Genomic DNA, 10,820 nt, shown 5'->3' on the forward strand with positions numbered 1-10,820 from the left:
TGTATTTTCTCACGATTTAATTCTGCTTGCCATAGCAGCCAACCTAAATAATTTCAGGGTTTATTTTTTTGATTGGCGCTTTATTTGTTTAGTTGCTGATTGCCTAATTTTTTTTAGCTAAAAAAAATCAACTTGTTAAATATAAAAATAACGTCAATTATTATTTGTATGGGCTTAGTAATCAATTTTATCATTGTTAAAAATGATAATTAGATGAAAAATTCTAATTTGGAAATAATTATGATACGGAAAATTGTTGGACTATTTCATTCTAATTAAGTCATTGAATGTGCTGAGTCTAAATGATGAAAATCGTTGAGCTTAAGCCATATTCTAAAAGCCTTGAGAACGGTACAGATTTAGAGCAAAGTTACGTGCCAATGCAAAAATTTGAACTATCATACTCTGCAAAATCCATGAATAACAAACCAATCTCTAGTTCTCAGTCCACAATCGAATTGAGCATTGCCCAGGAACGCTTGCGCCAAGCAAGTTACAGTTTTAACCTAGCCTTGATTGCAACCACAGTATCTTTCTTTATTGGACTTGTAGGCGCTGGGTTAATTTTGTCAAATAAAATTCCAGAAGGAACTGTGGCTGCTGCTGGAGGCTTAGCTTCAAGTGTACGTTGCATTCAACTCGCTAAGGACGCAAACGATAGACTTGACAAGATTTTAGAAGAAATCAAGGACGAAAATTAACTTGAATGCTCTACTGTTAGCGCTTTTGGGGAAATGTCGTCTAAACGAGAATTTTCTTTGAAAAGGCAATTTAATCTAAGTAAGAAAATAAGTCAAGACGTTTCTTACTTTCGGGTTTTTGAAAGCATTTTTAGCATCTGCTGCCCCCATTTGATCGCATAAGTAGTCATGCAAAATTAAATATATATTTGTCATTGAGAGTGTAGCGAAGCGAAACGACGCAATCGCAAGGGTTTGGAGATTGCTTCGCTACATTTCATTTCGCTCGCAATGACATAAATAATTTTGCGTAAGCACTTAGGTGCAGATGTCAATTTCTGTAGCGAAATAACGATTTCGCTTTTTCGCTACATATATTTTCTTGCGATTTCGCCAACGGTATCCATATCTCGGCGGACACCCTAATTAACTAATTAGCATTTGCAGAGCCAAGACCGCGCAACAACCCTGCTCAGTCGTAGCTCCGAATTTTCCTTAGCGTACAAAAAACCTTTTTTGGCACGGTGATGCTGATTAAAATATCTTGACTCTAGCTTTAGCAATAGCTTAGGCGCAGATCACCATAGGTATTGGTAGCCATACCTAAAGCGCAATGGCGTAATTGCCAACTAGAGGTAATCGCCTTTTTTTGAGTATGCCGATATTCTAGGATACTTGTATCCGCATACTCAAAAGTGAGATTACCTCAAAACTATTTATTAGTTGAAGTTTGGCAAGACTCCTTACGAAACTGAAACTCTTGTATAGTCCTTGATGACTTAAAACTCAAAGAACCTCCACAGTCAGATGACTTTATAACGGAGAGTCCATATATAGCTACTGCGCCAAGAACAACAAAGCTAACTACTCCACCATAGACAATAGGCGGAGTTTGCCTTAATGCTTTACCTATAGTGTTCTTGGTCTTAGTGAGGAATCCAGTATCATTAAGTTTAGTCTGTTTCATTGTTTTGTTTGTTGTTTGACCTTGAGTCAGCCTGGAGGCCTGAGAAACGTCCTGGCTGACTTTGTTCAGAATGAGACTTTTGTGTTTGTAAAAAGTAGGCAACTAGTAACCTCCTGTAGAAACTTCGTCAACTTGCTTAATATGGGTTAAGTGTCACTACCTCCTGTCATTACTTTGTCAACTTGACTTAACTGTTATTCCCAACTTGTGGGAACTGCTCTGTTATTCCAAGAAACCGATGCCCTAAGTTATCCAACTATTTGATAGTGAGTTTGGTACTACTAGGTTTCCTTACTAGAGTCTGTCTAAAATTTCTTAACGTCCAAAGTGTAAATAAAGCCATTTGGCTTTTCTATATCGCTAACTAGGACATCACTGCTAAGGGACTAGCTGATAAATATTTCCCGATATCGGGAATCGCAAAACCGAGCGTCGATTATGGAGGTAACTCACAATAGGGTTGTGTACATATATAGATGTAATACTGTAGAAGTGTCATACATTTGATATGTAGAAGTGTAGAGGTGTATACATGAAAGTGGTTTCGATAGTGTCCCGCAAAGGGGGCGTGGGTAAGACTTCGTTGAGCATTAATATTGCGACTGCTGCTGCCCTCAAAAAGAAAGAGGTGGCGCTCATAGATTTAGACCCCCAATGTTCCGCAGCTAAATGGGGTGACTCGCGTGAGGCAGAATATCCGGCGGTGATTTCTTGCCAAGCACCGCGACTAGAAAATGTTCTCGAAGCGGCGAAAGAAAATGGAGCAGATTTTGTGGTGATTGACTCTGCCCCCCACAGCGAATCGGCAACTCTCGCAGCAATTCGTGCTGCGGATTTAATTCTCATCCCCTGCCAACCATCAATTTTGGATTTAAGGGCGATCGCGGACACCATTGATTTAGTGAATCTAGCTAAAAAAACCGCAACGGTGGTATTGAACGCTGTCCCCACTCGCGGGTCGTTGGGTGATGAGGCGGCGGAGGCAATTAAGGAGTACAAAGTTCCTATCGCACCAGTCAGAATTTTTGAAAGAACAGCTTTCGTCCGTTGCCTATCGGCAGGTTTGGCAGTGATGGAATATGAGCCAAAGGGCAAGGCCGCAGAAGAAATCTCACAGCTTTACAAGTGGACATGCAAACAAGTAAAACTGTAAACTAGTTAAAATGTAGCTATGTAGATGTGTATACACTAATGGTGAAAAAGACTAACCTTGCGGACTCCTTGAAAAAGGCATCTGAACCGCCAAAGCCAGTCAAACCAAAAACCACCGACGAAGTGGAGCAGCCGAGTAGTAGTAAAACTGAAGTACCGCCAAGTCGGGCGGGGAAAAAAGCGATCGCCGGTCACTTCGACCCAGCTGTAAGCAAACAGTTAAGGCAACTCGCATTGGAGGAGGACAGTACAGTCCAAGCTTTGCTGGAGGAGGCTCTTAACGATTTGTTCTCTAAATACGGGAAGCCGCCCATTGCTTAGTATTCTGCGACGGCAGGCGATCGCCTGTTATTTTAACCCATCTGTATCTAAGCTAAGGCAGAAAAATTGCTACATTACCGTCTGGGGTAAATATAGCGTAGCTGACACTAGGGGCAAGATGGGCTGAAAGCATTGCTGCATAAGCTTTTAAGTATGGATTTTTGATAAATCATCCAAGTTTTGTTTGCTTGTTGTTAGACTTGGTTATAACGAAATCATCAGGGTTTCAGTCCTGTCATTGGCATACTACAAACCTTGGTTTTAGGTAAATTTGTACTATTTTGCCCCTGGTGTCAGCTACGCTAGTGTGATTTTACCCCCTGCATGACCAAATTTTGAACCATAACGTGACCAAAAGTTAACGTAATTTCAAGCTTTTGAGCCAATCAACAACTTAACTTTATGAATCAAATTATGTCCGCGTGTTTTAAATGTGAACCATAATACGACCAAAAGTTTTATTTTTAGACTTGGTAAAAAATGCCGAGCAAGACACACTAATTTAGTCGAAAATTTTAAACTTTCGGTCAAAATATGATTCAAAATGTCCACGATATGGTTCAAAAACACGTTTAGTCGAAAATTCAGTGATTAAGAGTGAGCCGCGAGGAAATACTTGAGTTTTACGATGAACATTTGTTGCCGATGCTTCGCTTTTGCAATGATTATCGTCTAATTTTTGTGTTTGGCTTTTGAGTAATTGCTCAAAATCATTACTCTTTCAACAAAACCGACTGGGTAAATGGGGTAGAGCTATAAAATCTATTGGACTTTTTACTCTCAATCAATTTACTTTTTTTTAATGTAGTTCAAAAATCCAAAGCTGAGATAGCGTTTTGCTTCTGCTTCTCAGTTACCCCCAGATACCGCTCTAAAGCTGCCAAAGTCCGATGCCCCGATATCTCCTGTATGTGCCGTAACGGTATCCCCGCATCGCTCATCCTGGTTAACGCAGTTCTCCTAAAACTGTGCGTACCCCGCTATCAAATGCCAACTTTCACCCTAAAACCCAATTACAGAAACCGCCTTCCGCTTCTGCTCCGGCGTAACCTCTAAATAACGCTGCAACGTCCCCAGGTCGCTGTGTCCGGAGATTTCTTGTATAGTTCGCAAAGGTATTCCCGCGCTGGACATCTGCGTGAGGGCAGTTCGCCTAAACGAATGGGTGCTGACTCCTTCTACCCCAAGGAGCTTGCAGGCATCCCTTAAAATCTTGTCTGCCATGAATCGGGTCAAACGCTCAGTTACACCACGCTTACCCGGAAACATCACCGCCCCCTTGGGCTGATACTCAGCTAGTATGGCTGATAGCGTTGGTGGAATGTCTACAATCCGTGTTTTGTACTTACCTTTGGTGGTAGACTTGCGGAAAGTGATGGTTCCCGACTTGATATCAGTCAAGTTGAGAGCTAACGCTTCTGATACGCGACAACCAGTAAAAAGGCAGATGCCAAACAGAGCGCGATCGCGTGGGGTAAGTAACCCTTCGGTGAACAATCGCCTCAATTCGTCTTGGCTTAATATCTTGCCTTGTCCGTTGCCGCTAACCTTCATCTATTGCACCTTCTAGGGCATTCCACCAAAACTACAAAACGTGTAATCAATCCCCAAAAGTATTGTACCAACGTTAGCGACACCACCGCGATCTAGAGCCATCAAATTCAACTTATCAATCGCAAACGCTACAACCCGCATGATTCCGTTGGGTGATAAAACTTGCTTATGCTTGCAGCATGATGACCACAAAGAGGTATAATAAGCACCGATAGAATTTGCTCATGTTGCGGCTGTTTCAACTGTCTACACCGTCTTCTATACTCCGGGTTGATAAATCCTAGCTATCAGTTTTGATATCCAATGTGGACTACGCCAAGCGTAAAAATTTTCACGCTTGGTGAATGCGATATAATCCGCTGTAACTCCGGGGCAGATGTCGCCACAAAGATTTAGTATGGCGGCAAAATGTTCTTGATTTGCTATTCTTCTTGTTGAATATTTATTGCAGCCTCTGTACCTTGATCTAACTGGTTTCTTCTAACCTTTACTGTGACGTACAATTCAAGATAAACCTTACTGTTCAAGAGTATTGCGAGTTGTTTTCGAGCGGCATGACCTATCATCTTTAATAAACGACCACTATCACGAGTAAAAATTTGTTTTTGATGAGGATGCTCTACGAAGATTGAAGCTGAGACTCTGACAATATCAGATTCTGTAGCTACTTGCTCGACAGAAACATCTACTGAATCTATTAAGTCTGGAGTTTCCTCGTGAGTGATCAAGCTGATTTGTGTATAGATAGCTACCCCTATAAGAAGAGGATCTTCTATAGAAACATCTGTTAGAAGGTTAAAATACTCAATCGGAAAACCTTCCAATTCTGATAAAAAGCCTGAATATACTAACTTCTGAAGTCTATTGAATCCTTCTTCTGAACCTTCTAATATCAGCCTAATACTTCCCGCTTCAACCCTTATCAACGTCAGCCGAGTATCCTTTGACATCTCTCGCAAGTGAGCCAAAATTGCTTCTAATCGCTCTTTACTTGCTTCACTGAGCGTACCACTTAATACAAATTCATATTTAACGTACTTCTCTTGAACTGTGGCATTTGATGACCTGGCAGAGTCACTTTCGTTTATATTGCCTGTTTCAAGGGAAGATTTTGGTTGCAAAAAATCAGTCTTCTGAATCAGTTTTGGAGTAGAGTCTCCTGAAATGCCGTATATGCCAATAGCTCGACATCCTAGCTCATAAGCAAACTTTATTGACTCTCCTGCACCTAATGCATCATAAAAACCAACAGCAAACTCGATTGCTGCTCGATCCCCAATTGCCTGATTCATACCAATTACATACGGAATATGTTGGGCAATTGCTTCTGCTTGTACGGCTGAATAACAGGCATTGAGAACAATACACTCAATACAATCAGCAAACAACTCGAAAAGGGCAGCAAGTGCCTTTGGTTCCACTAGATGCACTTCCCCTTGGACATTTTCAAGAACTAATCCACCATCATCGTTCCCATGTCCACAAAAGTGAACAACTTTTGGTTTGTCACGCAAGAGCGCACGATACATGTCGCGAGGACGTAGTGCTAGCTCTGCTTTAAGGAGAAATTGGTCACGCCCACTGGATTGTCGCAAGCCTTCCTCGATATCACGTACTTCTTCTTCTAGACGAAGCTTACTCGTACCTTTTGGGTTAGCTGCTAGTATTAGGATGATCTTTTGGGAGGATTCAACTGCCATTAAGGTTAACCTTTGATCATAAGTTACAGGGGTGTAATTACTTTATCCTTCATTTAAATTGATAATTCTGGCTTATTGGCATAGGCGATAGCGAACCGGAATAGGTGCTGGAGGTAGAGGAATTAGTACAGCATCAACTCGTCTTGCCCCGACGAACTGGGAGACGCTTCGCTTAGAGCAGGTGGTGTGGGGGACGGGCAATAATTTACTCGTGGAGTAGCCAAGACTCAGCAGCCCGCCCCCCACACTCCGCTGTCGCCACCCGCTCTACTCCCAGTTCTTGATCCTGGTCTAACTTACAAAAAGCTCAAAATTATTTAAGGTAACGCATAGTTTTTTAGATTTTCGAGTACATCCAAAATCTAAAAAATCAAAAACTTAAACAGATTCTTGATATAGTTTGATTGATAGTGGAGGCGTTCGCTAAATATTTATTTAGTAAGAGTGAGATGTATTATTCGGTGTCCATTTGATAAAGATACGCTTAGGCGAACTTACCAAATACAAATGCAAAAATCGTGTTTGCTCTGTCTCTAACTTATTTTCAATAAAGCGGTAAAGTGTCTCCTTTATATCTGTTTCATCAAATGCAGTCGCATCCTCAAAAATTATCAAAAGCGATGTGTTTGTTTCGTATTCCTTTTGAAGCTTTCCTTCCAAGGCTTGACCAATCAGATTTATCTGCTTGTCTAGGTAATCTTCCAAACCTCTAACACCTAAGCGAGGTGTTAGATGTATGCCTGTATTTTTCGTACCCGTCTTCTCAATATATCCAGATATAGGCGACCAGCCTTCTTTCTGAATCATGAAACGCTTCAGATATTCATCTCCTAGAGCCAGCGTAATTTCAAGCTTACTTTCGTGAGGAGGAACAAATGCACAGTCAGTTATTAACACATCATAGTTTTGACTTCCAATTACAGGCTGGAGCGTGACATCATTTCTGTCACTAAATTGCCAGGACGCAAAGATACTGAGTGGATAAATCTCTTCCATTAACTGCTTACAATAACCTTCTCTCATTCGTATAGCGCTCTTACCACCCTCTTGTTGAGTTATTTCTTGAATTTTGCGATCAAACCACTCTACAAGTTCTTGAGGTGTACGCCCTACCATTAGTTCTTCCTTTGTCACAAAGTCCTTTTTTCTCTGGCTCATTTTAATTATTCCAATTCTCTTTTAACCAAGCACATTATTATCCCTTTTGGCTGATTTGTCCCATCCAGTCCTCGTTCAGAAAATGTTTCTCTAACAATTAATCATCAAAATCAATTGACTGACCATTAAAATGCTTGTGAATGCTTTCGGGAGTCAACCAACCTGGAATTGTCACCTTTTTATCTACTTCTGCATCGCCATCAGAATTATTTAACCCATTAACTATTGCCACCTTCAAAGGTGTCTTACCATCAGCAGTTTTGCGGTCAATTTGAATAGTACCTCTGCTTCTCCCCTTAGCAGTTCCATCACTGCCACCTACAGCAGTATTAGTAAAGAAATGTGCAATACAGACTAATCTTTCCTCAGCCTTTCTAGGGTCACTCAGAGACGCTTTAACAAACTTTTTGGCAGGCTCCTTTGTGATATCTGACTCAGAATAGTTCGTAAATTCATCAACTAATAACTGTTGCGGTTGTTTATCAGGTTGATTATTAATTCTGTCTAGCCAACGCTCGCGAGCATCATCAAAAGCTTGTCCTATATCTGATTCTGTTTGCGCTATCAACTGCGGGCTTAAATATTTCCATGCGTTTCTAAGATTCTCCCCAGCGTGTGCGTCTATCAGCTGATACAAAGGCATATCAAATAAATATTCTCGGAGCATGACAATTGAAGCTGCTAAAGTTGATTTACCGCTACCAGCTTCTCCTAGCACCCAAACAGGTTTTTGATTGTCGATAATTTTCCACAGCCAGCCGTCCTCATGATTCTTGAGTGCTTCAATTAAATCACTGATGAGGCGCTGGTCAGTCAGTTGATGATTGTCACCGTTTGCGATCTCGCCCTTGGTCTTCCCCTCAATCTTGCCGCGTTCTTGATCTGCTTTCGCTCTGTCCCTTAAATTCTCAGCAATCGTCTTATCCATCACAGAATGATTAACAGCACGAGCTTTCATGAAATCCTCAAGCTGAATTCGAGCTTTAGCCCGTTCGTTTTCGGAGTCAGTCAATCCCAGCGCCAAGCGTTCTTCTGTGTCCAGTCCTGACAACCCATCCTTCAGGCGTTCAGTATAAAGCTGGGTCGAATGCTGCTTAACTTCTCGTTTGTGCTTGTGTTGCTGCCAAATTGCATAGCCACCAGTCTTTTCTAGTTCCCCCAATTCATAATCTTTGCGCTTGAGGCGTTGCGAACGTACAAGCAAGCAACCCACAATACCCCATAGCCCCATAACTGTAATCGCACCACCCAACAACTGATGAGGGTTATCTGTGGGTAAATCACGCACCCATTGAATGGCATCACCCTTATAAGGAATCATGCTGCCATATAGCCCATAGCGTTGCCATTCTTCAGCCAGGACAAAACGCGGCTGGTTGCAAAAACGCTTATCCAGCTTTATTTGACTTTGTACGCCATTAGTTGACTTTGGGCAGAACTGAATCTGTGTCAAATCATAAGGCTGGCGTGTTTGTGATGTTGCTAGCCCGATGATTGCGGCTACACCACACATACCAGCCAGGGCTAACTCGACAACACCCTGTTTCATTGTTTCATTCCCGCCCCTTAAAAATTATTGCAATAGAACCAATGAACAAAGCCAAGGCGACGGCAATACTTACCCAAGGGTCTGATTGTGGATTCTGTTTTTCAATGGTTTGGATGTCTTGGTTAATTTGGGTGACTGTTTCTTTAGTCAAATGCTCAAAATATTGATAGTCTTTGACTGCTAACCAAGTTGTTACACCTGCACAGACTAAGCCAGCAGCAGTTTTAAAAATATTTTGCATATTATCTACCTCTAGCCCATCACTGTTGTAATTAACTCTCAAGCCTGTCAGCCCAGCCAAAGAACCAACACTGCATATAGAAAACGAGAGCGAAATTGCTAACCAGAAGTTAACGCCACCGCCAGTTATTAGAAGATATTTAGCGATAAAGAAGCCTGTAGAATTTAGCGACCAGCCAACAAAAAAACGAGTCAATTTTTCAGTGGTCTTGATAATATCTTGGCGGTGCTGCTTGCGTGAGGACAGGTGGTCTATCAGGTCTTTTGGTAACGGCGTATCTGGGGCAATTTCGCTGACTAATTCTTCTTGTTCCTCATCTATATCGTATGTCATGTTTTTATCGGAGTATTTCTTAAACCCGTCAGCACTTATCTCAAGTTACTAACGGGTTTAGTTCTTAAAAGCCTAATAAGGCTTCTTTGATTTTTTGTACAATTGAGCGCCCAGCATATTGCTTTTTCGGCTTAAAATCATCACGAGCGTTATCACCCATTTCTAGGTAATATTTACCTAGTTCTCTATCATGTTGCAGGTCAATTGTTTGTTGTCTAATATCTGTCTGTAATTCTGTCTGTAACATCTTATATTCACCATCTACCTGCATCATGTGCTTATCGACCCAGGTTTTTAATCTGATGTGGTCTGTTGCTTGTTGATGACGCAGCGCTTCTTTATCCTGGGATGAAGCGAAATCAAGCTTCATCTCTTCTAAGATATTTGCTAGATGAGTGTCAGCTAAAATTGCTGATTGCACTGCTCTTTCAATTTTTTCGCCGCTGACACCTGCTTGTTTGTAGATGTCGCCCAGGACTACATTTAAGTCCTCAGTTCCTTTGATAGCAGCTAGCATTTGCTCTCTTACTTGTGGGGCGAATTCGCTAATCTTTGCACCATCGTTGCCCATTTGTCCTATAAGTTTGAGGGCTGACTTATCTCCTGTTAACGCTCGCACTACTAAGTTAGTAGATGCGTTGAACTTAGTTTTTAACTGGCGTTCCAGGTGGCGTGACTTGGAAGTTACCTGATTCTTGAGCTTGATTGAATTTTTCACAGCGATATTCCTTTTCTGAGGTAAGAATTTGATTGCAGTGATACTCCATTCGCCTTACATATTGCTCAATAGATGATTTGCGTTGTCGATATTGCTGATATTGTTGATGCTCTTTGATTGGCAGATACACCCAGTTATGTAAGGGGAAAATCACAGCAGCCAGCGCAATCAAACTAACAGCTATTTTTGAGAAGTCACTCATCTTACTTGAGCGAATTATTAAACACTCAAGCAGTGTCAATTCATCGCTATTGAGCTGCATTGAGTCTGGCGAGGATTGAGAATTGGGTACTTTTAATGTTTTGGCGGATACCTCCCATATCCGCTTTGATGTCTCCTGAGAAGCTGTTAACTTTTTGGTTCAATCTAGATGCTCTAGTGTTTACGTGTTGTCTCAAGTCTTGGGCGTTAGCTTCAAATGATTGCTCGATGGCATCAAATTTATGA

Annotated in this window: 12 protein-coding genes and 1 pseudogene; 3 read left to right on the forward strand and 10 right to left on the reverse strand. The window is 41.5% G+C overall.

Going from position 1 to position 10,820, the window contains the following annotated elements; genetic code table 11:
* Positions 1–302 precede the first annotated feature (302 nt).
* From H6G41_RS28870 to H6G41_RS28880, 3 genes are all read left to right on the forward strand, one after another.
* A complete protein-coding gene (locus H6G41_RS28870; RefSeq protein ID WP_242038088.1) occupies positions 303–701 on the forward strand; it encodes a hypothetical protein in 399 nt (132 codons plus the stop codon).
* A gap of 1,478 nt (positions 702–2,179) precedes the next feature.
* On the forward strand, positions 2,180–2,800 hold the full coding sequence (gene parA / locus H6G41_RS28875) for a ParA family partition ATPase (protein ID WP_190751085.1): 621 nt from the start codon (positions 2,180–2,182) through the stop codon (positions 2,798–2,800).
* Positions 2,801–2,868: 68 nt separating this feature from the next.
* Positions 2,869–3,120 carry a ribbon-helix-helix domain-containing protein gene (locus H6G41_RS28880; RefSeq protein WP_190751087.1) on the forward strand — a complete coding sequence of 84 codons (252 nt, stop codon included), beginning with the start codon at positions 2,869–2,871 and terminating at the stop codon, positions 3,118–3,120.
* Between the two features lie 809 nt (positions 3,121–3,929).
* Here H6G41_RS28880 and H6G41_RS28885 read toward each other — a convergent pair.
* From H6G41_RS28885 to H6G41_RS34835, 10 genes and pseudogenes are all read right to left on the reverse strand, one after another.
* Positions 3,930–4,094 (reverse strand): annotated as a pseudogene (locus tag H6G41_RS28885) (tyrosine-type recombinase/integrase); the annotation flags it as partial.
* 28 nt (positions 4,095–4,122) lie between these two features.
* The gene (locus H6G41_RS28890) at positions 4,123–4,674 is read right to left on the reverse strand and encodes a site-specific integrase (protein ID WP_190751089.1); all 552 of its coding nucleotides are present in this window, start codon (positions 4,672–4,674) and stop codon (positions 4,123–4,125) included.
* A 12-nt stretch (positions 4,675–4,686) separates the two neighbouring features.
* The gene (locus H6G41_RS35885) at positions 4,687–4,815 is read right to left on the reverse strand and encodes a hypothetical protein (protein ID WP_277878207.1); all 129 of its coding nucleotides are present in this window, start codon (positions 4,813–4,815) and stop codon (positions 4,687–4,689) included.
* A gap of 281 nt (positions 4,816–5,096) precedes the next feature.
* Positions 5,097–6,374, reverse strand: a complete 1,278-nt coding sequence (locus H6G41_RS28895; protein ID WP_190751091.1) for a CHAT domain-containing protein — start codon at positions 6,372–6,374, stop codon at positions 5,097–5,099.
* A 435-nt stretch (positions 6,375–6,809) separates the two neighbouring features.
* Entirely contained in the window at positions 6,810–7,532 is a 723-nt protein-coding gene (locus tag H6G41_RS28900; RefSeq protein WP_190751093.1) for a hypothetical protein, read from the reverse strand.
* 97 nt (positions 7,533–7,629) lie between these two features.
* A complete protein-coding gene (locus H6G41_RS28905; protein WP_190751095.1) occupies positions 7,630–9,081 on the reverse strand; it encodes a hypothetical protein in 1,452 nt (483 codons plus the stop codon).
* A gap of 4 nt (positions 9,082–9,085) precedes the next feature.
* Complete coding sequence (locus tag H6G41_RS28910) at positions 9,086–9,655, reverse strand: hypothetical protein (protein WP_190751096.1); 570 nt, start codon at positions 9,653–9,655, stop codon at positions 9,086–9,088.
* 64 nt (positions 9,656–9,719) lie between these two features.
* Complete coding sequence (locus H6G41_RS28915; RefSeq protein WP_190751098.1) at positions 9,720–10,373, reverse strand: hypothetical protein; 654 nt, start codon at positions 10,371–10,373, stop codon at positions 9,720–9,722.
* The gene (locus H6G41_RS28920) at positions 10,300–10,575 is read right to left on the reverse strand and encodes a hypothetical protein (RefSeq protein WP_190751100.1); all 276 of its coding nucleotides are present in this window, start codon (positions 10,573–10,575) and stop codon (positions 10,300–10,302) included. Before H6G41_RS28920 ends, H6G41_RS28915 begins: the two co-directional genes overlap by 74 nt.
* Positions 10,576–10,621: 46 nt before the next feature.
* A partial coding sequence (locus H6G41_RS34835) for a hypothetical protein (RefSeq protein ID WP_206756958.1) occupies positions 10,622–10,820 on the reverse strand: 199 nt, incomplete at its 5' end.

The sequence above is a fragment of the Tolypothrix sp. FACHB-123 genome (genome assembly GCF_014697075.1).
Classification (GTDB): domain Bacteria; phylum Cyanobacteriota; class Cyanobacteriia; order Cyanobacteriales; family Nostocaceae; genus Aulosira.

Excerpts from the sequence above, each read along its gene's own strand:
- H6G41_RS28870 (WP_242038088.1), top strand. The coding sequence starts at position 303 with ATGATGAAAATCGTTGAGCTTAAGCCATATTCTAAAAGCCTTGAGAAC.
- parA (WP_190751085.1), top strand. The coding sequence starts at position 2,180 with ATGAAAGTGGTTTCGATAGTGTCCCGCAAAGGGGGCGTGGGTAAGACT.
- H6G41_RS28890 (WP_190751089.1), bottom strand. The coding sequence starts at position 4,674 with ATGAAGGTTAGCGGCAACGGACAAGGCAAGATATTAAGCCAAGACGAA.
- H6G41_RS35885 (WP_277878207.1), bottom strand. The coding sequence starts at position 4,815 with ATGCGGGTTGTAGCGTTTGCGATTGATAAGTTGAATTTGATGGCTCTA.
- H6G41_RS28895 (WP_190751091.1), bottom strand. The coding sequence starts at position 6,374 with ATGGCAGTTGAATCCTCCCAAAAGATCATCCTAATACTAGCAGCTAAC.
- H6G41_RS28900 (WP_190751093.1), bottom strand. The coding sequence starts at position 7,532 with ATGAGCCAGAGAAAAAAGGACTTTGTGACAAAGGAAGAACTAATGGTA.
- H6G41_RS28905 (WP_190751095.1), bottom strand. The coding sequence starts at position 9,081 with ATGAAACAGGGTGTTGTCGAGTTAGCCCTGGCTGGTATGTGTGGTGTA.
- H6G41_RS28910 (WP_190751096.1), bottom strand. The coding sequence starts at position 9,655 with ATGACATACGATATAGATGAGGAACAAGAAGAATTAGTCAGCGAAATT.
- H6G41_RS28920 (WP_190751100.1), bottom strand. The coding sequence starts at position 10,575 with ATGAGTGACTTCTCAAAAATAGCTGTTAGTTTGATTGCGCTGGCTGCT.